Source organism: Rhizobium sp. NFR07 (genome assembly GCF_900111905.1).
Lineage (GTDB): Bacteria > Pseudomonadota > Alphaproteobacteria > Rhizobiales > Rhizobiaceae > Neorhizobium.
This window is the reverse complement of the sequence record NZ_FOKM01000001.1, coordinates 342,404-364,759: the sequence shown is the minus strand read 5'-3', so window position 1 is coordinate 364,759 and position 22,356 is coordinate 342,404. Positions and strand designations below refer to the sequence as shown.

Here is a 22,356-nt window from a genome sequence, read left to right as displayed (position 1 = left end):
AAAGAAAAGCAAGACTATGAACTCCGTATTTCGCTCTATCGCAACCTACATCGCGGCGGCCATCGGTATCGTCGGCGTGCTGGTGGTGCTCTATGCCTGGAACCTGCCGCCCTTCAAAGGGTCCATGGAAATGACCAATGACGCCTATGTCCGTGGCCAGGTGACCTTGCTCAGCCCGCAGCTCGCCGGGTACATCGTCGAGGTGCCCGTGCAGGACTACCAGCTCGTCAAGAAGGGCGATCTGGTCGCCAAGATAGATGACCGCATCTATTCGCAGAAAGTCGAGCAGGCCGAGGCAAGCCTAGAGTCCGCCGAGGCTGCGCTTGCAAATTCCGAACAGAGCCGCAAATCGGCGGAGGCGAAGATCGTGTCTGCCAAGGCCGCCGTCGAGAGCGCCAATGCCGCCTTCAACGCCGCCAGAACAGCCTACGATCGGACGCAATCGCTGCTGAAGAGCAATGTCTCCACCCAGAGCGATTTCGAAAAGGCCAAGGCGACCTACGACCAGGCTCAGGCCTCGGTCCATCAGGCGGAGGCTTCCGAGCTCGTTGCCGAACAGGACCTGAACACCATCGTCGTCAACCGGCGCTCGCTGGAAGCGACGGTCGAAGGCGCCAAGGCATCGGTGGAACTTGCACAGATCGACCTGCAGAACACCCGCATCACCGCGCCGCAGGACGGCAGGCTTGGCGAAGTTACCGGACGGCTTGGACAATATGTCTCGATCGGAACCCAGATCGCCTCGCTCGTGCCAAACCACGTCTGGGTCGTGGCGAACTACAAGGAAACGCAGCTGGAAGGGATGAAGCCCGGCCAGGTCGTGACCTTTACCGTCGATGCCCTCGGGCATCAGTCCTTCAACGGGCGTATTGAACGTTTCGCGCCCGCAACCGGCTCGGAATTCTCCGTCATAAAATCGGACAATGCGACCGGCAACTTCACCAAGATCGCTCAGCGAATTCCGGTCCGGATCGCCATCGAGCCAAACCAGCCGCTGACCGATAGCCTTGTTCCCGGCATGTCGGTTGTCGCTCGCGTCGATGTCGCGCAGCAGGGCGACTCGACACTGGCGCAGGCAAACTGAACCCACGCCGGTTTGTCTGCCGGCTTGGATCCGGACGGAATACGCCCCGCGGACTGTTCTTCAGGAACAGCGCGGGGCGTTTTCGATTTCGCTATAGTTGCTGATCAGCGGCTGGCGACCGCGCTGTTCGCGCCGGTATTGCGCGCCACCCAGTTGTGCCAGCCATCCTCGCCACCGTTGAAGACGTTGAGGTCGATCTTGCCGTTGACGCCCTGGGACAGGCCGGATCCGGAATACTGCCAGAACGCCCATTTGCGATCCGGATAGATCTTCGACGGATGGGCGGCAACCGAGCGCAGCCAGAAGGGGTAGTCGCGGAACTGGCCGCGCAGGTGGTCCTTGTAGAAGTCCGGTGCGGTATAGATCACCGGCCGCTGGCCGTAATGCTTCTCGAGCTTGTCCATGAAGACCTGCATCTTCTCGAGCACGCGCTCGGTCGAAAGACGCATTTTGCAGCCGGACTGATGATTATATTCCACGTCGATCACCGGAGGCAGCGCATCGGGATCGCGCGGCACGTTGCGGATGAACCAGTCCGCCTGTTCACCGGCAGTACGGCACCAGTAGAAGAAGTGATAGGCGCCGCGCCGGATGCCGGCCTGCTGGGCACCGCGCCAGTTCGTCCTGAACATCGGGTCCAGGTGATCGCCGCCGTCGGTCGCCTTGATATAAGCGAAATTGGCACCCTGGCTGCGCAGGGTCGGCCAGTCGATATTGGCCTGCCAGCGAGAGACGTCGACGCCATGTACGGCAAAATGACGGGGCGCAACCTTGCCGAAATTCATCGGCTTCACGTCACGGAAACGATGGCCATAGACCTTCAGGCGCTGATATCCGCGCGACGAGCCGACGGAGGGGTCGACTGCAGGCCTGAGAGCCGCCACCGGACGCTCGGTGGGCATTGGCATGCCGACTGTTGTCCCCATGCCGTCAAAGGCGTGCGTCGCTTGGGCCCCACCATTCCAGGCAAGCTCATGAGGGTCGTTGACGGCTGCGGGAGGGGTGATGGCGGCAACCGGCGTCGGATCGACATTGGGGATGCTGGCAGTCGGCATGGCAGAAGGCATGCCCGCTTGCGAAGAGGCGAGCCGTCCCGTCTTCACCGACGCTGGCGGCACTGTCAGCGCGGTCTCAGCGCTACTGGAGGTGCAGCCGGACAAAGCAATGCAGGCGATGACAATGGCCGACGTGGCAGCAGAAAGACGCATGAGAACCCGTACGCAATACACCGTCCGCTGGCCCAACCTGATTTCTGGACCCATCGCGGGATTTCACTAACGGTACGTTACCGGAAAATCCTAAATGCAATCTTTACGAGTCGTTCATGGTCCGAAATGGACGACGTGACGCCAAAACGCCCCCGGTTCAGAAATCCGGGGGCGCATAGTCAGCTATCCTTGATAGGGGCCGTCAGTGAGCTGGATGACTGCCGCCACCCTTCGTCTTTGCGTCATGGGTGTGATGGCGGTCGCGCTCGCCGCCTCCGCCGGATACGCGGCTCTTTGCGCGCACATCACTGTCGGCTTTCGGTTTCTTCACTTCCAGCGGAACGCCCGTTTTCGCATTGGGCGCCTTTTCATGCGATGAACCCGGTCCGCCCTGGCGAATACTGGCGGGGGTCTTGGTCGAAGTCGACATGGCAAACCTCCTTATCGATCCTGCTGGTGGCCCTGATGGGTGGTATTGATCCTGCTATTGCCCTGTTGGCCCTGCTTGCCGGGGTCGTTGGCGGCCTGCATCGCTGGTCGCCGGGCATCGGCATGATCATGCTCACCCGAGCCTTTGTGGCTCAGATTTTCGGAAGGTGTTGGGGGAAGTCTGCTGCTCATCGGGGTCCTCCTTGGTTTGGGTTTCCCACTATTCCAACCCATGGACACGTCGAGAGTTCCAAAAATAGGCTCCCGGCTTTTCCACCGCGCCATCCCGGATCAAGGTCGATCCCAAGGGCGCGGCGTGACGATCAGGCCTGGATGGTCATTCCGCATTTACCTAATGCCTTACATAAGCCGTCGGTGATAACTTCATCGTAAGAACTCGGGCGAATAGTGCGCGCACTTAATGAGTTCCTGTTTCAAGGTCAGCCGGTCGGCGATGCGCTTCATTCATTTCAGACTTGTCGGCCCCGCCGTCATTGCCCTGGCGTTCCTCATCGCCGGCATGGCGACGATCCCCTATTATGCAGTTGCGCGGGTTGATGCCACGCTGCGCGAAAGGCAGGAGACGCTCGTCCAGCGCAATATCGCGCTTTGGGTCAACGATCTCGAATTCTCGCTCTCCGCCTGGACAATCTGGGACGAGTCGATCGCAAAGATCGACAACAGCTTTGATTTCGAATGGACGGATCGCAATATCGGAGCGTCGCTCATCGGCACGTCGAGGACCCGCTTCGTTGCGATCGTCGATCAGAGTGACAAGCTGATCTACTGGCGCACCGAGGACAGCGTGAAGAGCCGGGGCTTCTTCGAGAGAGGCGCCGATGCCATTGTCGCCGACGCCTCGGTCCTTGTGAACGAAGTGCGCTCGAAGGAGGCCGGCCATACGCCGAAAGGCATTCCGGATCCGGTCAAGATCAGCCGGATCGAGGTTCTGGGCGACGACGCGGTTCTGATGACTGCGACCCTCTTCCAACCCGATTTCGGAACCGCCAAGCTCAAGGTTGATCGTGCTCCCATACTGATCACGGCCATGCCGATCACCGGCAGCCTGCAGGATTTCTTCGGCACCCGTTTTCTGCTCGACGACGCACGCGTCAGCCCTCTGACTCAGGTCGCGCCGGAGAGAGCCCGGGTGGAGATCGCCGTCGATCCGGCGGGCGACATCGAAGTCCTGTCCTGGCGTCCGCCGACGCCGGCCGCCGACATTCTTTACCAGTCCCTACCGCTGATCATTACGGTAGGCATCGCGCTTCTCGCCGCGGGCTTCTTCACACTCCGCATCTCCCGCCGCGCCGCACGCATGCTGGTCGCCCGAGAGCGTCAGATGCGTCATGCTGCAACCCATGATTTCCTGACTGGCCTCGCCAATCGCTCACTTCTGCAGCCCACTTTTGCAAGGCTTGCCGAAAAAGGCCCACTCGTCGTCGCGTGCCTCGATCTCGATGGTTTCAAAGCGGTCAATGACACCCATGGCCACGCGATGGGTGACGAGCTCTTGAAGGTGGTCGCGTCACGGCTTCAGGCCGGCACGCGAGATGCCGATCGTCTCTTCCGTCTCGGCGGCGACGAATTCGCCATTCTCATGCCGGGCAGGACGGTTGAACAGGCGGACAAAGCCTGCCGCGACCTGTCGAAATCCCTGTCGCGCACGATCGGTCTGTCCAGATGCGAGGTTGCCATTGCCGCCTCGTTCGGCGTCAAGTCCGTCGGCAGCGCCGAGACCACCTGCGACGCGGCGATCGGCGCGGCCGATGCCGCCCTCTATCACGCCAAATCTTTCGGCCGGGGCAGCGTTGTCATCGCAGACGGCATGGGCAACGCTTCTTCAGCAGCAAGACCGCGGCTTAAGCCGGTCGTCGCCGCCAGCGCTTGAAGCCTCGAACTATCGCCGCAGCAGCCTCAGCGCATTGATCGTCACCAGCACGGTGGCACCGGTGTCGGCCAGGATCGCGGGCCACAACCCGGTGACGCCTATGATCGTGGTCACGAGGAAGACCGCCTTCAGCCCCAGAGCAATGGTGATGTTCTGCCAGATGTTGCGCATCGTCCGTTTCGACAGGTCGATCATCGCCGCGATATCGGCGACGCGGCCATGCAGCACGGCAGCATCCGCTGTTTCCAGAGCCACGTCGGTGCCGCCGCCCATGGCGATACCGATATCGGCCGCCGCCAGCGCCGGCGCGTCGTTGATGCCGTCGCCCACCTTGCCGACGACAAAACCTTCGCGCTGCAGATCGCCAACGATCCTCTGCTTGTCTTCCGGCATCAGCTCGGCACGGACCTCGATACCGAGATCCTTGCCTATTGCCGCCGCCGTTCGGGCGTTGTCGCCGGTCAGCATCACAGTCTTCACGCCCAGATCGGCGAGAGCCCGGAGGCCTGCCTTCGCATCGGGACGCGGTTCGTCGCGCATGGCGATCGCACCTGCCAGCGCCTTTCCGACGACCAGCACGGAGACGGTCTTGCCTTCGTCGTTGAGCCCGGTGATGCGGCGTGCATGGGCCATCGGAAGCGCCACGCGTTCGGCCGCAGCCTTAGGCGAGCCGAGAAAGATCTCCTCGCCCTCGACGATCGCCGTTACGCCCTTGCCGCCCAGAGCCTTGGCCTCGCTTGCGGCCGGAACGAGCTCGTATTCCGCCGCCCTGGCAAGGATCGCCTGCGCCAGCGGATGGTTGGAACCGGTCTCCAGGGCGGCGGACAGGCGCAGCACGTCGTCGGCATCGCGGCCGAAGGCGATCACGTCCGTCACCTGCGGCTTGCCCGATGTCAGCGTTCCGGTCTTGTCGAGCGCCACGGCCGTCAGCTTGCCGAGTGTTTCCAGCACGGCTCCGCCCTTCAGCAGCAGGCCACGGCGGGCACCGGAGGATAGCGACGCGGCGATTGCGGCGGGGGTCGAGATGACCAGCGCGCAAGGGCAGCCGATCAGCAGGATCGCGAGACCCTTATAAACCCATTCGTCCCACGCGCCTCCAGCGACCAACGGCGGCAGGATGGCGACCAGCGCCGCCACTGCGACCACGCCCGGCGTATAATAGCGGGAAAAACGATCGATGAAGCGCTCCGTCGGCGCCTTCTTCTCCTGCGCTTCCTCCACCAGCCGCACGACGCGGGCGATCGTGTTGTCCTCGGCCGCAGCCGTGACGCGGACGCGTAGGGCGGCGGCGCCGTTTATGGTGCCGGCAAAAACCTGGTCGCCTTCGCCCTTGGAAACCGGCGTGCTTTCGCCCGTCACCGGCGCCTCGTCGATCGCACTGTCGCCTGCAATGATAATCCCATCCGCCGAAATCCGGTCGCCAGGCCGCACGAGAATGACAGAACCGACGGCCAGGTTTTCCGCCTGGACCTCCCTCGTCTTGCCGTTCTCTTCCACAAGCGCGGTCTTCGGGACGAGCGCAGTCAGGCTCTGGATGCTCGAACGCGCCTTGCCGGCCGCCACCCCTTCCAGCAATTCGCCGACGAGGAACAGGAAGACGACGGCTGCAGCCTCTTCCGAGGCATTGATTATCACCGCTCCGACAGCGGCGATCGTCATCAGCATTTCGATCGAGAAAGGCGTGCCGGCAAAAGCCGCCATGATCGCCCGGCGGGCGATCGGCACGAGGCCGATCAGCATCGCCGCGGTGAAGATGTAGGTCTCATAGGCCCGGATGAGATGCCCGAGGCCGTAGGCTACCGCCAGCGCCAGCCCGACCAGAATGGTCAGCCGCCCCTTCTTCGAAGCCCACCACGGCCCATCCATCGGTCCATGATCATGGCCGTGCAGCCCCTCCATCTCGTTCTCCGCGGGTGTGGAATGATCATGCCCGCCACTGTGATGCTCATGGTCGTGCCCGCCGTCGTGGGAGTGATTGCAGTCTGGACCGTGTTCGTGCGGCTTGCCGATCTCCCCTGCTGCAAGGGAGGTGTCCAGCTGAGCCGAAAGGGATAGGACAGCCGCGCCCTGCCCTTTCTTACCGAGCACCCGCAGCGAATAGCCGAGGCCGGAGACTTTCTTCTCCATGGCGGCAAGATCAACGCGGTCGTCATGGCTGACCGTCATCGTGCCGGCCGCGACCGAAACGGAGACATCCTCGACGCCCGGCATGCGCCGTACGGCCGTGTCGATCTTGGTCGCGCAGCTGGCGCAATCCATGCCGCCGACCTTGTAGCGCGCCTGATGGGTGGTTCCGTCTGCCATGTCACTCTCCGCCTTTTGCATCGAGTGACCCTTCTAGGACCTCTAGTCACTAGAGGTGCAAGCGCCTTTCGTAAAAAAGATTGGCCGCTACCAGACCACGGGATGGGTCGCGCCGGTCAGGACGTTGACGAAACCTTCCGGCGCGCGCTCGGACGGTGCGACGAGAACCCAGCGCCAGGGCGAGCAGGTCAGCGTCGCGAATGAAAGCCGCTCCGGAAAACCCGGCCACCAGCGCGGCGAAAACGTGGGCTCGTACATCCAGTCGATGGTCTCGCCCGCCTTGTAGAGCGCCTGCATCTCGGCATCGAGCGCCTCGGCGCTCCTTGCCGTCATCAGCCCGCCCACCTCATAATGGACGCGGGCAATCACCTTGCCACCGGAAACCAGGACCCAGCCGCCCTGCTGCGCCTTCAATTCGTTGGCAACCATCGCCATGGCTTCGTCGGAGGACCCGACGACCCAGATATTGTGTTTGTCGTGGCCGAGCGTCGAGCCGAGCGCCGTGTCCGGCGTGCGCGGCCCGGTGCCGAGCCAGAACATTTTCGAAACCTTCGCCTCGCCGGAAAACCGGTCGACGATCGAGAATTTGGTGACATTCCGGTCATGATCACGCTGGGCCGCGCCATCGACCACGGGCAATTCCATGGTGATAAAGTCGTCCGACCAGTGGAAGGGGCGCAGCAGTGCCGCTTGCACCGTCTCACGACCCTCCGGCGCGGCAATGCGGAAATCCTCCGCCGTGACTTCGCGCTCTATCGTCACCGTCTTGGTCGCCCAGTCCGGCCAGCCGATCTTCGGCAGAGACCCGATGAATGCCTTCCCTTCCGAAGCAGGTTTCCCGTCCGCCCACACCTTGGCGATCGACAGTTTCTGCACGTCGCCGAGAAGAACGATGTCGGCGAACCGGCCGGGCGCGATCGAACCGACCCAGGGCGTCAGGCGCATATGCCGTGCCGGATTGATGGTGACGCATTGGATGGCGATTTCCGGCGAAAGGCCGTTCTCGATCGCAAGCCGCACGTTGTAGTCGGTCGCACCCATCTTCAGCGTGTCGGAGGCGCTGCGGTCGTCGGTGACGAAGGCAACCTGCGACCAGTCGGAAAGCCCCTTCTCGATCAGCCCGCCGATGACTTCGGGCAGCGAATGGGGCCGGAGCTCGATGAACAGGCCATGCCGGAGCTTGTCCCATACCTCTTCCAGGAACCACCCTTCGTGATCGGAGGCAAGACCGGCCGCGGCAAAGGCATTGATCGAGGCGATATCGCGCAGGCCCGCGCCATGGCCTTCCACCACGCCACGCTGTTCGAAAGTCGCGCCGATCATGCCCCACAGACGATCATAGGACGGGTTTGCCGGATCGGTGATCGACGGCCAGTCCATCACCTCGTCCAGCCCCGCCACCATCAGGCTTTCGGAGAGGAACCGCTTCTGCTCGTCATAGCCGAAATGTCCGCCGCCCCATTCATAGGCGGTCGGCGGCACGGCCGAGCCCGGCAGCGGAAAGATCTTCATTGGCGAGCCGGCACGCCGCGCCGTCAGCCAGAACTCCAGGTTCTTCGCGCCGTTGACGTTGGAGAATTCGTGGCTCGCCTCGCAGATCCATGTCACGCCATGGGGCATGACGAGCGCTGCTTCGTGTTCCGGCGTGAGATGAGAGCTCTCGATATGCTTGTGCGCCTCGCCGAAGCCCGGGACAGCCCATAGATCGGGTTCGTGTACACGTTCTACCACCTCGCCCGTATAGGAGCCGGCCGGGCCGACATAGGCGATGCGTCGCCCCTTGATGACGATCTCCTGGTCGTCGAGCCATGTCCTGCTATGCACGTCGAGCAGCTTGCCGACGCGCAACAGACGGTCGGCAGGGCGTTTGCCGAGCGCGGTCAGCACCAGGTCCTGCCGTATTGCCACCTCGTCGGCGGCGTTGATCAGCAGATCGTCGGGAAGTGCGGTTGCGGCATAGGTCATGAAGGGTCCCTTGATTTCGGCGGGAACCTAGTCTCGCCGACCAGCGGTGTAAACCGCGCCGCCCCTGTCCGTTACCGCCAAAACCGTGGACTGCCCAGTAAACAGGCTTGCAGGCGGGCGGCACAAAAAATAGAATTGCCCCCAAAAGTCCGGGGGTATCCCGGTCAACCGGTTTTCCGAAAGGTCGTCGTCCCGTGAACGTCTCTCGTCTTCTCCGCGTCTCGGCTTTCGCCGTCGTCGCCTCGCTCGTAGGTTCCGCCACAGCCAGCGCCCAGTCGAAGACGCTGACCATCTCGTGGTGGGGCTATAACGGCGAGAAGATGAATGCCAACATCATCGAGCCATTCAAGAAGATATGCGGCTGCGATGTGGTCTTCGAGACCGGCAACAATGCCGACCGCCTGAACAAGCTGCGCCTGCGCGACGGCAAGGGCGTCGACGTCATCTATCTTTCCGACAGCTTCTCCCAGCAGGGTATCGAGCAGGGCCAGTTCCTGGAAATCGATCCGGCCAAGATCCCCAACCTGTCGGAAATATACGAGCTCGGCCGCCAGCCGCAGGGCAAGTTCGGCCCGGCCTACACGATCGGCCGCGTCGGCATCGTCTATGACTCGGCCAAGGTCGAGCCGCCGATCACCTCCTGGGGTGATCTGTGGCGTGCCGATCTTGAAAAGTCGATCTCGCTGCCGGGCATTACGACGACGGCCGGCCCGATGGTCGTGCTGCAGGCCGGCAAGCATGCCGGTTCCGACGCTTATGAGGACAGCGAGGGCGCGTTCTCGGCGATCGAGGAACTGAAGCCGAATGTCGTCAAGAACTACAATACCGGCTCCGAGCTGGTGAACCTCATCTCGACCGGCGAAGTCCGCGTCGCGCTCGCTCAGGACTTCACCCTCGCCTCGATGCAGGCCGCCGTACCGACCATGACCTGGGCGAAGCTTTCGGATGGCGATATCGCGACGCTGAACACCGTCAATATCCCGAAGGGCTCGGAAAACGTCGGGTTGGCCTACCAGTTCATCAACTTTGTGCTGTCGAAGGAAGTCCAGCAGAAGGAAGCCGAGCAGGGCGTCGACGCGCCGATCAATACCAAGGTCGAGCTCACGCCGGAACAGGCCAAAATGTGGACTTACGGCGCCGAGCAGGTCGGAAGCCTTGCTCTCATCGACTACGCCAAGATGAACGAGGTCAAGACCGACTGGATCGACCAGTGGAATGAGCTTTTCGCGCAGTAAGCGACAATAGCCTCGTTATTGATCTCGACGCGCCGCCGATCCGCGGCGCTTCCCGTCTGAGAGAATATCCATGAACAAGCTCGCCAAATGGGGACTGACGATGCCGGCGACGATCCTCGTCGTCGCTCTTCTGGTCATTCCCGTGCTCGCCACCATCGCCACCACCTTCGGCGAGCCTAAGGGCGTCTTCTCCACCTATCAGGCCTTCTTCAACAGCGGATTTCGCACCAATATCCTCTATCGAACCCTGCGGATCGCACTGATCACCACAGCGATCTCGCTCGTCATCGGCTTTCTCACCGCCTATGTGATCGCCCAGATGCCCGGCCGGCTGAAGTCGATCGCCATTATCGCTGCCGTCTTCCCGCTGCTGACGGGCGTCGTCGTCCGCTCCTTCGCGTGGCTGATCATTCTCGGCAAGAACGGCATCCTCAACAGTTCGCTGATGTCGCTCGGCATCATCTCGGAGCCGCTGTCGATGCTCTATACCGAAGGCTCGGTCATCGTCGCGATGGTCTATCTCTTCGTGCCGCTGATGATCCTGACGCTGACAGGCGTGCTCGAAGGCATCCCGCGCGATGTGGTGGAAGCCTCCGCCTCGCTCGGCGCGAAACCGATCGCCACCTTCTTCCAGGTCATCCTGCCGCTTGCGATGCCCGGTCTGATCGTCGGCGCGGTGTTGGTCTTCACCGGCAGCTTCACGTCCTACGCGACGCCCCAGCTTCTCGGCGGCGAGCAGATGATGATGATGGGAACGCTGCTCTACCAGCGCGCCATGGTCACTTTCGACTGGGTCGGCGCCTCAACCATCGCGGCGATCATGGTGGTAATCACCATCGCCGTCGTCTCGATCATGAGCCGCATGGCGCGGCGCCTCAACCCGATGGCGGTGTAAGTCAGATGGCAGCCCGTATCCACCCGCTTCTCGGCGCCTTCGCCATCCTCGTCTTCCTGTTCCTGCTGGCACCGCTCGTGATCATCGTCGGTGCGTCGCTCAGCGACACGACATACCTGACCTTCCCGCCGCAGGGACTGACGCTGCACTGGTTCGCCAACATTTTCGAAATCTCGGCCTTCCGCAACACGGCGATCACCAGTTTCCAGGTGGCAATATTGGGCACCGCGCTCTCGCTCCTGATCGGCATCCCGGCGGCCTATGCGCTGAACCGCTACCGCGTCGGCCTGCCGAAATGGCTCGGCACCCTCTTCGTCCTGCCGATCCTCGTGCCGGAAATCGTCTTCGGCTTCTCGCTGCTGAAATCGATCACCATCGGGCTTGGTCTGCCGATCTATCCGAGCCTGATCATCGGCCATGCACTGCTGGTTCTGCCCTATTCGGTACGCGTTGTGGGCGCCTCCCTCGCCTCCTTCGACTTTTCCGTCGAGGAAGCCGCGATCAGCCTCGGCTGCCCGCCCTGGAAGACCTTCATGACCGTGGTGCTGCCGAATATCCGCGCCGGCGTCATTGCCGCCTTCATCCTCGCCTTCATCACCTCGATCAATGACGTGTCGATCTCGGTCTTCCTGACCGGCCCCGGCATTTCCACCCTGCCGATCCAGATCTTGGCCCATATGGAACAGTTCTTCGACCCGACCATCGCCTCCGTGTCCGTGCTCCTGATGCTCGTCACCGTCGGCGTCATGGCCATCGTCGAGGCGACCCTCGGCCTCACCTTCCTGACCAAGTAAAGAACAGACCGCCGATCTCATGACCGTATCGCTGACCATCGAAAACCTTTCCGCCCATTACGGCCAGACCCAGGTCCTCAAGGACCTGTCGATCTCGGTCGCCGCCGGCGAACTCGTCTCGCTCCTCGGCTCCTCCGGCTGCGGCAAGACCACGACGCTCAGGATCGTCGCCGGTTTCCTGCAGCCGACCAGCGGCCATGTCCGCCTCGGCGATCGCGATCTCACCAGGCTTCCCGCCCATGCCCGCGACATCGGCCTCGTCTTCCAGAATTACGCGCTCTTCCCGCATCTGAGCGTGCAGGACAACGTCGCGTTCGGCCTGAAGCAGCGTGGCATCGCAGCCGCCGATCGTGCCAAGCGCGCGACAGCCATGCTGGAGCGCGTCGGCCTATCAAACCTCGCCGACCGCCTCCCCTCCGCGCTTTCGGGTGGCCAGAAGCAGCGTGTCGCACTCGCTCGCGCGCTGGTCATTGAACCGCCATTGCTGATGTTCGACGAGCCGCTGTCCAACCTCGATGCAAAACTGCGCGTCGATATGCGAGTCGAAATCCGCCAGTTGCAGAAGGCGAACGGCACGACATCGCTCTATGTCACCCACGACCAGGAAGAGGCATTCTCGATCTCCGACCGCGTCGCGATCATGAATGCCGGCCGCATCATGCAGCTCGATACGCCGGAAGTCCTCTACCAGAAGCCGGCCAATGCCTTCGTCGCCCGTTTCGTCGGCTTTGAGAACCTGATCCCGATGAAGGTTGTCGCCCGCGACGGCGCGGTCGTCACGGCGGAAGCAGCTGGCGGCGCGCGCCTGCATCTGTCCCAGGACCTCTTCGGCCCGATCAAGGACGATTTCGTCCTGGCAACCCGCCCCGATGGTCTGGTGGTCCGAAAGGATGGTGAGGGCGTACCCGCAACACTCGGTACCCGCACCTATCTCGGCCGCGCCTATCAGTACAAATGCGGGACGGCGGCCGGTGAGATCACCGCCAATGGCGCGCTCTCCGAACCGTTCGAGCCCGGCGACAAGGCCGTTCTTGTTCCCATGCCGGAACAGTGCTGCATTCTCGATCCCGAGACCTGAGCGAAATCGGCGCCGCGCAAACTACCGCAACAAACCGGAAATCCGCACGCGACAAAAGGAGGCGAAAAACGTCTCCATCGCGACACGGTGCGCTTGTCCCTGCAGGCACATCGGGCCGCGATCCTCTAAAACCTGACGAACCACGAGGATAATCAAGTGCATAAATATCTGATCGCAATTTTCCTGATGACCGCCGGCACTGCGTCCGCCCAGCAGATGTCGATGTCCGACAAGATGGCGCTGCGCGACAATTGCAAGCAGGACATCCAGACCCTTTGCCCGAATGCCAAGCCGGGTGGTGGCGAGGTGCTTGCCTGCGTCAAGGAAAAGAAGGCGCAGCTTTCCGAGCAATGCGCGACCACCATCGCCGATCTGATGGCGAAGCGTAAGAACTGACGGTTTTTCCGGGTTCCGCAGCGTCCATGGCGTTTCATGGCTGGCGCGGGACGCTGCAGAACCCGCCGTCATGTCGGGCACCACCTGCGGGGATAAAGGTCCGCCCTCCCGCGGGTGGTGCCCCGGCTCCCGTAACAGAAACCGTCATCCAGGGCCCGAACGGCCCCTATTCCTTGAAACCGTAGCCGATGCGATGCGGCCGGCGTGGCCGGCGGCGAACGGTATCGATCAACGAAAGGACGTCGAAATGCGCTTTCCCATCCGCAAGGCCGTTCTCGGCATGGCTGCCATGGCAAGCCTTCTCGCCATCTCCTATGCCACGACCGGCGCTGCCGATCTCGCCCGCGGCGACCGTCTTTCCATCCCGCGCGCGATCCCCCAGGCGAGTCTCCAGACGATCCCGAAGGACGACACGCTCGGACTTGAGTGCATCGCGGAAGCGACCGCCTTCACCGAGGTCGCCGATCTCGCCTATGTTTTCAAGGAGGATGGCGACGTCTTTACCGGTGCGCTCTTCGACCTGCGTGAACAGTTGCTCGATTGCCTCGCCACGTCCAGCGAAGAGCAGGACGACCAGTCCTTCACACCCAGCCGCCAGGACATGAGGTCGATCTGAAGCCGGGAGCGGCCATTGCGCGCCACGGGAAGGGAGTGTTTCCACGTCCCCGCCTCCCGTCAGTGCATGGTCCAGGAGCATTCCATCCGCAAAAGCCGGCTTGACGGCTCGAAGCGGGGGTCGGCCCGGCTCTCGATCTCGTCCATGGAGTAGACTTGCGGCTGCCGGCGCTCGGCATCGCCGCCATCGAGCCGCGCCGCGACCCTGGTCATCAGCGCGGAGAGTTCCGATACCCGCACGCCATCGGCTTTCATCACCTGGCGGATCAGCGGATCCTTAAGCATATCCAGTCTCGACATCGTCGTTTCATCGGCCACGTCTTCAACTCCTTGATCTCGGTTGGAGCATTCGCGTAGCCTGTTGATATTCGGCGGCGCGTTCAGGTGTATTTCAATTCACCGTCTTCCGCGTGTGGTCTGAAACATTGGCGAGCGGCAGGCAGACCGTTGCCACGAGCCCCGACCCGCCCTTCTTGTTGGATAGCGTGATCGTTCCGCCATGCGCGTCGAGGATCTGCTTGACGATCGCAAGCCCGAGCCCCGTACCTCCATGGGCGCGGTTGCGCGATGGTTCGGCGCGAAAGAACGGTTCGAAGACAAGCGCGATATCCTCCTCCCTGATCCCCGGCCCGTCATCCTCGACGATCACGCAGGCCACCTCATCGCGCAGCTCCGTCGACACCCTGGCATGTTCGCCATAGCGCAGCGCGTTGGACAGGAGATTGTCGATAACCCGGCAAAGCGCCGATTGAGGAACCTTGACGTTCAGCCGCTCGCGCGTCGGTCCGACCTCAATACGCTCGCTGGCCGGATCGGCTTCCGCCGCACTGCGCCTGACCGCCTCGTTGACATCGACGGTCTCCGCGGCGGACTTAGCGGATGCATCGCTGGCAAACAGAAGCACATCGCTCAAGAGCTGCTCCATCGCCTCCACATCGGTGATCGCCTTGTCACGATGGGCACCCGCCGGCATCATTTCCAGCCGCAGGCGAAAGCGCGTCAGATAGGTCTTCAGGTCGTGGGACACGGCGCCGAGAAAGATCGTGCGGTTGTTGATCAGTCCGAGAATGCGCTCCTGCATGTTGTTGATCGCACGGATCAGGGTTCTCAGCTCGCGCGCGCCGCGCTCCTTCACCTGCACCGGCTCGATCCGGTTGCCGAGCTCGTCGATACTCTGCGCCAGCTTTGCCAGCGGCCTTGTTTCGCGCGCGACGGCCAGCACCGCAATGATCGCAACGACGATGCCGAAGAAACCGGCGAGGAAGCCGATCGGCACGTTCCATACCCTGAGCGTCGTCTCGTCGGAGACGGTGAAGATCACCACCTCGCCGCTTTTCAGACCGACCGCAAAGGCGAGGGTAAAATTGCTTCGCCGCCCCTCTCCCGAACCGATCACGCCGGCCCTGACCATCCGGGTTGGATCATAGTCGTTGATCATTTTCTGGGCGGTGACGCGCATGCGCGAGAAGCTGAAATCATCCTCGAAGGTTGGCGGGATCTGCGGGTAGACGGCAACTTGGAAGCCGGAGACGCTCGCCACTGAAAGCACCTCCTCGCGTGTGCCCGGGCTGGTCTCGTCCAGCAGGCGGACGACATTGGAGATGCGCTCGGCAATCGCATAGGGCGGAGTCGGCGACTTCTCACCCTGACGCAGATAGGAAATCACCACCACGAGCTGGCTGACGAATAGCGCGGCGGTGACGATCAGTGCAATTCTCGCGACGATGCCGATCTTTCTCATGCGGACTAGCCGTTCGTCACTGTCGGGTTGAAGAGATAGCCGGCATTGCGCACGGTGGTGATCACCTGCACGTCGGGCGGCAGGCAGGCGGCAAGCTTGGTCCGAAGCCGCGAGATGGCGACATCGATCGTCCGGTCATAAGTTTCCGCCGTCGAGCCGCGGGTATAGTCGAGCAGTTGGTCCCGCGACAGCACGCGCCGCGGTCGCTCCAGAAAGCAGGCAAGCAGGTCGAATTCGGTCGTAGTCAACGGCACTACGGTCCCCTCCTCGGTCGTGATGCTGCGTGCCTCCGGATCGACGACGAGGCCGGCAAACCGCTTGATGCCCGATCCTCCCTCTGCATGTCCCGAATGCGGGTTCGTCCGCCGCAGGACGGCCTTGATGCGTGCCAGCAGTTCACGCGGATTGAACGGCTTGCCCAGATAATCGTCGGCACCGAATTCCAGGCCGACGATCCTGTCGATCTCCTCGGTCTTTGCCGTGAGCATGATGATCGGCACCTGGGACTTGGCGCGGATGCGCCGGCAGAAGGACAGGCCGTCCTCGCGCGGCATCATCAGGTCCAGAATGATGAGGTCGGGCCACTTCCGCTCCACCAGCCGGTCGGCCGAAGGCGGGCTGTCGGCGGTGTGGACCAGATAGCCCTCGGTCGTCAGGAACTCGTCGAGCAGATCGCGGATTTCCGGATCGTCCTCGACCACCAGGATTTTCACTGTCTCTTCCATATCTTCCGACTCTCTTCATCCATCTGGACTGCCTGACAGTAACATTCCGTCACACCGACGGCATCAGCCGGCAAAATGCAGGGGGCATGGTTGGCGAAACTCATTTCGTCGAGGTCATCCATGTCTTTCCCGGTCCGCAATCTCCCCGCCGCCCGTACGCTCGTCACGCTGAAAAGGCGACAGGCAACCATCCTCGTCATGGGCATATTGACGGCCGCAGCTGGCTTCATGTTCAGCTGCAACGTCGTTGCCCTCAACGTCGTCTCATGGCCGGTCATCGGGCTGATCCTCTTCGTTACCGGCCTGCTCCAGCTCGTCATCGCCTGGCAGTTCCGGGAACGCATGCAGCTTCCAGCCTGGGGCATGGTCGCCACGTTCTATCTGTTCTTCGGCCTGTTCGCCCTCACCAGCCCTCCTCCGCAGCTTGCCATCCTGGCGCTCTTCTTCTTTGCGGGCGTCATCGCCACCGGCGCGATGCGCTGCTATTGCGGCTACATCTTCCGGGATATGCGCGGTTGCCACTGGCTGATCGCCGGAGGCGCCCCCGCGATCGGCATCGGCGGTTTCCTTGCGCTTCAATGGCCCCATGGAGATCTCGAACTCGCCGGCCTGCTCATGGCGCTGGATCTCGGCCTCTACGGCGTCAGCCTCATCGGCTTCTCGCTGCTTCTCGGCGATTTCGCGGGCGAAGCGGAGCGAGAGCCACCGCGATGACAGAAATGCGGTCGGCCCGTTCATGGGCCGCTCCTTGCCGTGCGCGGTGCCAGCAAGCCCTTCAGCGACGTGGCCGTCGTGGACGCACCGCGCTCGATCCCGGCCTTCGCCGCATCGAGCGGCAACACGCTCGCAGGAATATTCAAGGCGTTCGGATATTGCCGCGTCACGAACGCATAGATCAGCCCGCCATCGCGCGCATCGAACAGTTCGACGGCATAGATCACGGCACCGGAAAAGCGCACTTCCTTGTCACCGGCCATCTTGAGGCCGTTCAGCGCGAAGCCGACCGGCGTCACCTTCGTCGCGGTGCTGAGAACCGGCACGCTGGTCTGCGCTCCGGTAATCGTCACCCGCATTCGCAATGAAGGCGCACCGGCGGTCCCGGTCACAAGCCCCTGTCGACGCAGCTCTTCAGCGAATTTCCGATCCGCATACCTGGCGAGATCCGCCTTTGCGTTTTCCGACAGATTGCCGAACTGATGGTCCGTGCCGCGATAGACCCGAACCGGCTCCAGTGTCACTGCCGAATAGGCTCTGAGCGCCTTGGGATCGAGCGACGTATTGAAGGCCACCCGCTTGTCCGTGTTGCTCGTATTGGCATGGAGCTGGGCTGTCGAGGCAAGCTCCTGATAATGCGCCGGCGTTGTCGTACAGGATGTGACGAGCATGGCGATGCCCAGACAAGCGATGCCCGGAGAGACGCAACCTGTCCATTTCCGGACGCTTGTCTGAACTGCCATCGATATGCCCTCACCGAAGATCATCTTGCCGGTTCCATGAAACCCAGGCCGCGCGCAGCGCGGCGGGTTTGCATAAGGCGGCAGGGGATTTTCCAGGCGATTGCAGAAATGTTGCAGTTTGTTACGGCCACTTTCCACCGCGCCGGCACGATGGCCAACACGCTGTAATCTTCTGCATCAAACCTGAAACAGCGGATCAAACTTGACCCGCGACACTGGCTCCATCTTCAACGCAAGGAGCCGATATTTTCATGTTCATCCAGCAATCCATGGGAGGCCGTCGAGCGGATATTCTGTCAGCCAATCCGATCCACGCCGCCAAGCAATATTTCAACGCAAGCAAGGCCGTAACCGCCCTGATGCTTGCCCTCACCCTCATCTTTTCCCTCGGCGGCATGTCGAAGGCGTCCGCCGCCACCAACGGCGTCGCGGTGACCAGCGTCAATCTTCGCGCCGGTCCGAGCACCCAATATCCGGTCGTCCGCGTCATGCCGCAGAGCGCCTCGCTCGTCATCTATGGCTGCAGCGGCGACCGGACCTGGTGTGACGTCAGCTGGGCCGGCGCGCGCGGCTGGGTCTCGGCAAGCTATATCTATGTCAACTACAACGGCCAGCAGACCGTTCTGACGTCATCGATCGTGCCGGTGATCGGCATCGCCACCGTCGCCTTCAGTGTAGCCTACTGGGATTCCCACTATCATTCGCAGCCCTGGTACGGTCATTGGGACCGTTACTACCACGGCGGCTCGCGCAAGGCCGTTGCGGGCTGCGGTCCGAATGGCTGCGGTGCCGCCGCCGTCACCCGTGGTCCGCATGGTGGCGCCCGTGCCGCGGCAGGCGGTTGCCGTGACGGAAATTGCGGTGGCGCGGCCGTGACCCGCGGCCCGAATGGCGGCGGTCGCGCGGCAGTCGGTGGTTGCGGCCCGGAAAAATGCGGCGCCGCTTCCGTCACCCGCGGACCGCTCGGCAATACCCGCGTTCGTCAAGGTTCGATCGACCGTCCCTGATCCTCGATCATCCCGAAATCGTCTGCGGACCGGCGCTTCTGACAGCAGGAGCGCCGGTCTTTTTTCATGCGCTTTTGCTCATTTGTGGCAGCCGGCAACAAGGGGCATTCTGCCCGGTAAGATTGAAAGTGACAGGTGGCCCGATTCCCTATTGCGCCTTTGTCGACAGTTTGTATTATCGCCATAACAATAAACATGGGAACAGTGCTGCACCGCGTGTGCAGGGGCTTTTTGCTCCTTCTCAGCCGCAAAGCAGCAACCGAATTAGGAACAGCTTCAACCCGCGCTGACGGTCGGACCTCCCGATTCTCACGACAGGCGAAGCTATGGCCGCGGCAGTCCTGGCTGACTGTCCGTGGTCGATTTTGAACCTGGGAGCGTGCAATGACACAGACTATTTTCACCGGCGGCCAATTCCTCGACGTCAAGACCAAGCAGCTCGTCGGCGGCGTAGAAGTCCTGATCGAGGACGACATCGTCCGCGAAGTCTCCGACAAGCCGATCACCGCGTCCTCCGCGACCAGGATCGACCTTGCCGGCAAGACGCTGATGCCCGGCCTCGTCGATGCCCACGTCCATGTCGTCGCCACGCTCGTCGATCTTGCCGCCAATGCCGAACTGCCGTCGTCGCTCGTGGCACTGCGCACCTCCAAGATCATGAACGGCATGCTGATGCGCGGCTTCACCACCGTGCGCGACCTTGCCGGCGCCGATCTCGGCCTGAAGCTCGCCGTCGAGGAAGGTTTGATCGACGGCCCGCGCCTCGTCATCTGCGGCAAGGCGCTCGGCCAGACCGGCGGCCATACCGATTACCGCACCCGTTTCGACAACCGCCCGCTGCACGAAGCAAGCCTCGGCGCCCTCGGCCGCATCTGCAACGGCATCAGTGAGGTGCGCACCGCTGCCCGCGAGGAAATCCGCAACGGCGCCGATTTCATCAAGATCATGGCGAACGGCGGCGTCGCCTCCCCGACCGATCCGATCCATGTCCTGCAATATTCCCGTGAGGAAATCATCGCGGTCGTCGAGGAAGCCAACAATGTCGGCACCTATGTGTCGGCCCATGTCTATACCGACCAGGCGATCCGTCGTGCGGTCGAATGCGGTGTCCATTCGCTGGAACACTGCAACCTGATCGAGAAGGAAACCGCCGAGCTTGCCGCCAAGTCCGGCGCCATCGCCTGCCCGACGCTTGCCGCCTATGAAGGCCTTGCGATGGAAGGCGAAGCCTTCGGCCTCAAGCCCGATTCCGTCGCCAAGATCGAGACCGTGCGCACCGGCGGCCTCCGCTCGCTGCAGATCCTGCACGATGCCGGCGTGCCGATGGCCTACGGTTCCGACCTTCTCGGCCAGCTCCACAAGTACCAGTCGATCGAGTTCACCACCCGCAACAAGGTGCTGCCGGCCGCCGACATCATCCAGTCCGCCACGCTCATCTCGGCCAAGCTCTGCCGCATGGAAGGCAAGATCGGCGAATTGACGCCCGGCGCCTTCGCCGACCTCATCGTCGTCGACGGCAACCCGCTGGAAGAGATCGGCGTGCTCGAACAGCACGACAAGCTGAAGGCGATCATGAAGGGCGGACAGTTCTACAAGAACGAGCTGGCGGCCTGATCGCGGGAGACGCGAAGATGGTACAGGGCAAGACCTTTTCGGAACGCCTGGGACGGCTGTCGGTCGGCCTGATCAACACGATCGGGCTGGGCATCTGCGTCCTGCCGCTGATCCTAATCTTCTGGCTGTCGGTCATCTCCAACAGCGTGCTGTCGCTGCCGGCGGAAGGTTATACGCTGAACTGGTTTGCCGAGGTGTGGCGCCAGCCGCAGTTCATCGACGGCTTCTATCTCAGCGCCATGGTCGCGATCGGCGCGACCATCATCGGCATGCTCGTCACCATTCCGGCGGCGATCGTTCTGGTGCGCAAGCGCTTCATCGGCCGCAACGCCATCATGCAGATGCTGATGTCGCCGCTCATCGTGCCCGCCATCGTCATCGGCGCCTCGCTCTACATGACGATGGTCGAGCTTGAGGTGAGAACCGGCATCCCGGCCACCGGTTCGATGACCGGCTTCATCGCCGGCCATGTGCTCCTGACCATCCCGTGGTGCGTCAGGCTTCTGACAGCCAACCTCGCCGGCCTCAACGAGGTCGTCGAGGAAGCGGCCGCCAGCCTTGGCGCCTCGCCCTTCACCGTCATCTGGAAGGTGACGCTGCCGCTGATCCGCCCCGGCATCGTCGCCGCGGCGATCTTCAGCTTCGTCGTCTCCTTCGGCAATCTCGAAGTGTCGATGTTCCTGTCGACGCCCGGCCAGCTCACCCTGCCGGTCGCGATCCTCCAGTATCTGCAGTGGAAGATCGACCCGACGATCGCTGCGGCCTCCGTCATGCAGGTGGCGATCATCGGGCTTGCGCTCGTCATCACCAATCGTTTCGTCAATCTCTCCAGGATGGTTTGAACATGGCAACAGTCACGATCGAAAACCTGCGCAAGGTCTACGGTGATTTCGTTGCCGTCGACGACATGAATTTGCAGGTGAAGGACGGCGAGTTCCTGATCCTGCTCGGCCCATCGGGCTGCGGCAAGACGACGACGCTGCGCATGCTCGCCGGCTTCGTCGAGCAGAACACCGGCCGCCTTGCGATCGGCAACCGCGACATCACCGCCGAGCCGCCCTATCGCCGCAATATCGGTCTCGTCTTCCAGAACTATGCGCTCTTCCCGCATCTGACGATCTTCGAAAACGTCGCCTTCGGCCTTCGCCGCCGCAAGCTTGCGGAAGACGAGATCAAGGTGCGCGTCCGCGAGGCGCTGGAATTGGTCCGGCTCGGCCATCTGGAGGATCGTTATCCGAAACAGATGTCCGGCGGTCAGCAGCAGCGTGTCGCGATCGCCCGCGCCATCGCCATCCGCCCCGATATCCTGCTGCTCGACGAGCCGCTGTCCAATCTCGATGCGAAACTGCGCCTGCAGGTGCGCGACGAGCTGCGCGCGCTTCAACAGAAACTGGGCATCACCACGATCATGGTCACCCATGACCAAGACGAGGCCATGTATGTCGGCGACCGGCTTGTCGTCATGCAGGAGGGCAAGATCCAGCAGATCGGCACGCCGACCGAACTTTACAATCATCCCGCCAACCGCTTCGTCGCCTCCTTCATCGGCCGCACCAATTTCGTCGAGGGCGAGATCGGCGCCGGCCAGACGGCCTTCAAGGCGAAGAGCGGACTGACCGTCGCCACCGCCATTGCCGAACGCCCCTCCACCGAACTGGTGGTGCGGCCGGAAATGATCGAGCTTTCGGCGGGCAAGACCACCGAGGCGAACTGCTTCGAGGCCGAGATCACCCACAGCGTCTTCCTCGGCGGCAATCTGGAGATGGTCGCCACTTTGCCGACGGGCGACGCCTTCACCGTCATCACCACCGTCAAGCATCTGAAGGACAAGGGCCTCACCGCCGATATCGGCAGCCGGCTCCACCTCTCCTTCTCGCCTGAATCCGCAGTCCTGATGTGAATGATGAGACAATAGAGA

General features: G+C 62.4%; 22 protein-coding genes. 13 read left to right on the top strand and 9 right to left on the bottom strand.

Going from position 1 to position 22,356, the window contains the following annotated elements; genetic code table 11:
• The first annotated feature begins 16 nt into the window (after positions 1-16).
• Positions 17-1,084, top strand: a complete 1,068-nt coding sequence (locus BM216_RS01560) for an HlyD family secretion protein (protein WP_092995025.1) — start codon at positions 17-19, stop codon at positions 1,082-1,084.
• Positions 1,085-1,188: 104 nt separating this feature from the next.
• Here BM216_RS01560 and BM216_RS01555 read toward each other — a convergent pair whose 3' ends face one another.
• The 3 genes from BM216_RS01555 to BM216_RS01545 all read right to left on the bottom strand — a co-directional run bounded on the left by BM216_RS01555 (position 1,189) and on the right by BM216_RS01545 (position 2,913).
• On the bottom strand, positions 1,189-2,292 hold the full coding sequence (locus BM216_RS01555; protein WP_092993877.1) for a glycoside hydrolase family 25 protein: 1,104 nt from the start codon (positions 2,290-2,292) through the stop codon (positions 1,189-1,191).
• 202 nt (positions 2,293-2,494) lie between these two features.
• Positions 2,495-2,722 (bottom strand): hypothetical protein, encoded by a 228-nt coding sequence (locus BM216_RS01550; protein ID WP_092993874.1) that lies wholly within the window; start codon positions 2,720-2,722, stop codon positions 2,495-2,497.
• An 11-nt stretch (positions 2,723-2,733) separates the two neighbouring features.
• Positions 2,734-2,913 carry a hypothetical protein gene (locus BM216_RS01545; RefSeq protein ID WP_092993871.1) on the bottom strand — a complete coding sequence of 60 codons (180 nt, stop codon included), beginning with the start codon at positions 2,911-2,913 and terminating at the stop codon, positions 2,734-2,736.
• A 229-nt stretch (positions 2,914-3,142) separates the two neighbouring features.
• On the opposite strand from BM216_RS01545, the gene BM216_RS01540 reads away from it, so the two are divergent.
• Complete coding sequence (locus tag BM216_RS01540) at positions 3,143-4,612, top strand: sensor domain-containing diguanylate cyclase (RefSeq protein ID WP_092993868.1); 1,470 nt, start codon at positions 3,143-3,145, stop codon at positions 4,610-4,612.
• 9 nt (positions 4,613-4,621) lie between these two features.
• Here BM216_RS01540 and BM216_RS01535 read toward each other — a convergent pair whose 3' ends face one another.
• Positions 4,622-6,916 (bottom strand): heavy metal translocating P-type ATPase, encoded by a 2,295-nt coding sequence (locus BM216_RS01535; protein ID WP_092993865.1) that lies wholly within the window; start codon positions 6,914-6,916, stop codon positions 4,622-4,624.
• Between the two features lie 87 nt (positions 6,917-7,003).
• Entirely contained in the window at positions 7,004-8,881 is a 1,878-nt protein-coding gene (locus BM216_RS01530) for an adenine deaminase (protein ID WP_092993862.1), read from the bottom strand.
• Positions 8,882-9,075: 194 nt separating this feature from the next.
• Here BM216_RS01530 and BM216_RS01525 point away from each other — a divergent pair, with 194 nt between their 5' ends.
• The 6 genes from BM216_RS01525 (at position 9,076) to BM216_RS01500 (ending at position 13,895) form a co-directional block, all read left to right on the top strand.
• On the top strand, positions 9,076-10,116 hold the full coding sequence (locus BM216_RS01525) for an ABC transporter substrate-binding protein (RefSeq protein WP_092993859.1): 1,041 nt from the start codon (positions 9,076-9,078) through the stop codon (positions 10,114-10,116).
• Positions 10,117-10,186: 70 nt separating this feature from the next.
• Positions 10,187-11,011, top strand: coding sequence for an ABC transporter permease (locus tag BM216_RS01520; RefSeq protein WP_092993856.1), 825 nt, complete (start codon positions 10,187-10,189; stop codon positions 11,009-11,011).
• 5 nt (positions 11,012-11,016) lie between these two features.
• Positions 11,017-11,805, top strand: a complete 789-nt coding sequence (locus BM216_RS01515; protein WP_092993853.1) for an ABC transporter permease — start codon at positions 11,017-11,019, stop codon at positions 11,803-11,805.
• Positions 11,806-11,824: 19 nt separating this feature from the next.
• Positions 11,825-12,883, top strand: a complete 1,059-nt coding sequence (locus BM216_RS01510) for an ABC transporter ATP-binding protein (protein ID WP_092993849.1) — start codon at positions 11,825-11,827, stop codon at positions 12,881-12,883.
• A gap of 156 nt (positions 12,884-13,039) precedes the next feature.
• Positions 13,040-13,279: a cysteine rich repeat-containing protein gene (locus tag BM216_RS01505; RefSeq protein WP_092993846.1), complete on the top strand. Its 240-nt coding sequence runs from the start codon at positions 13,040-13,042 to the stop codon at positions 13,277-13,279.
• Between the two features lie 247 nt (positions 13,280-13,526).
• A complete protein-coding gene (locus BM216_RS01500; protein WP_143102702.1) occupies positions 13,527-13,895 on the top strand; it encodes a hypothetical protein in 369 nt (122 codons plus the stop codon).
• A 59-nt stretch (positions 13,896-13,954) separates the two neighbouring features.
• On the opposite strand, the gene BM216_RS01495 is transcribed toward BM216_RS01500, so the two are convergent.
• The 3 genes from BM216_RS01495 to BM216_RS01485 all read right to left on the bottom strand — a co-directional run bounded on the left by BM216_RS01495 (position 13,955) and on the right by BM216_RS01485 (position 16,360).
• Positions 13,955-14,212 (bottom strand): hypothetical protein, encoded by a 258-nt coding sequence (locus BM216_RS01495; RefSeq protein ID WP_092993840.1) that lies wholly within the window; start codon positions 14,210-14,212, stop codon positions 13,955-13,957.
• A 73-nt stretch (positions 14,213-14,285) separates the two neighbouring features.
• Positions 14,286-15,635 carry an ATP-binding protein gene (locus BM216_RS01490; protein WP_092993837.1) on the bottom strand — a complete coding sequence of 450 codons (1,350 nt, stop codon included), beginning with the start codon at positions 15,633-15,635 and terminating at the stop codon, positions 14,286-14,288.
• Between the two features lie 5 nt (positions 15,636-15,640).
• Positions 15,641-16,360, bottom strand: a complete 720-nt coding sequence (locus BM216_RS01485; RefSeq protein ID WP_092993835.1) for a response regulator — start codon at positions 16,358-16,360, stop codon at positions 15,641-15,643.
• A 120-nt stretch (positions 16,361-16,480) separates the two neighbouring features.
• Between BM216_RS01485 and BM216_RS01480 the strand changes: the two genes are divergently transcribed.
• On the top strand, positions 16,481-17,074 hold the full coding sequence (locus BM216_RS01480) for a DUF308 domain-containing protein (protein WP_092993832.1): 594 nt from the start codon (positions 16,481-16,483) through the stop codon (positions 17,072-17,074).
• A 20-nt stretch (positions 17,075-17,094) separates the two neighbouring features.
• Here the strand turns inward: BM216_RS01480 and BM216_RS01475 are convergent, their stop codons facing one another.
• Entirely contained in the window at positions 17,095-17,817 is a 723-nt protein-coding gene (locus BM216_RS01475; RefSeq protein ID WP_177230672.1) for a DUF3313 domain-containing protein, read from the bottom strand.
• 251 nt (positions 17,818-18,068) lie between these two features.
• Here BM216_RS01475 and BM216_RS01470 point away from each other — a divergent pair, with 251 nt between their 5' ends.
• The 4 genes from BM216_RS01470 (at position 18,069) to BM216_RS01455 (ending at position 22,338) form a co-directional block, all read left to right on the top strand.
• Positions 18,069-18,824: an SH3 domain-containing protein gene (locus BM216_RS01470; RefSeq protein WP_092993826.1), complete on the top strand. Its 756-nt coding sequence runs from the start codon at positions 18,069-18,071 to the stop codon at positions 18,822-18,824.
• Positions 18,825-19,208: 384 nt separating this feature from the next.
• Positions 19,209-20,438 (top strand): metal-dependent hydrolase family protein, encoded by a 1,230-nt coding sequence (locus tag BM216_RS01465; RefSeq protein WP_092993822.1) that lies wholly within the window; start codon positions 19,209-19,211, stop codon positions 20,436-20,438.
• A 17-nt stretch (positions 20,439-20,455) separates the two neighbouring features.
• Positions 20,456-21,280, top strand: coding sequence for an ABC transporter permease (locus BM216_RS01460; RefSeq protein ID WP_092993819.1), 825 nt, complete (start codon positions 20,456-20,458; stop codon positions 21,278-21,280).
• Between the two features lie 2 nt (positions 21,281-21,282).
• Positions 21,283-22,338, top strand: a complete 1,056-nt coding sequence (locus BM216_RS01455; RefSeq protein WP_092993816.1) for an ABC transporter ATP-binding protein — start codon at positions 21,283-21,285, stop codon at positions 22,336-22,338.
• The last annotated feature ends 18 nt before the right edge of the window (positions 22,339-22,356 follow it).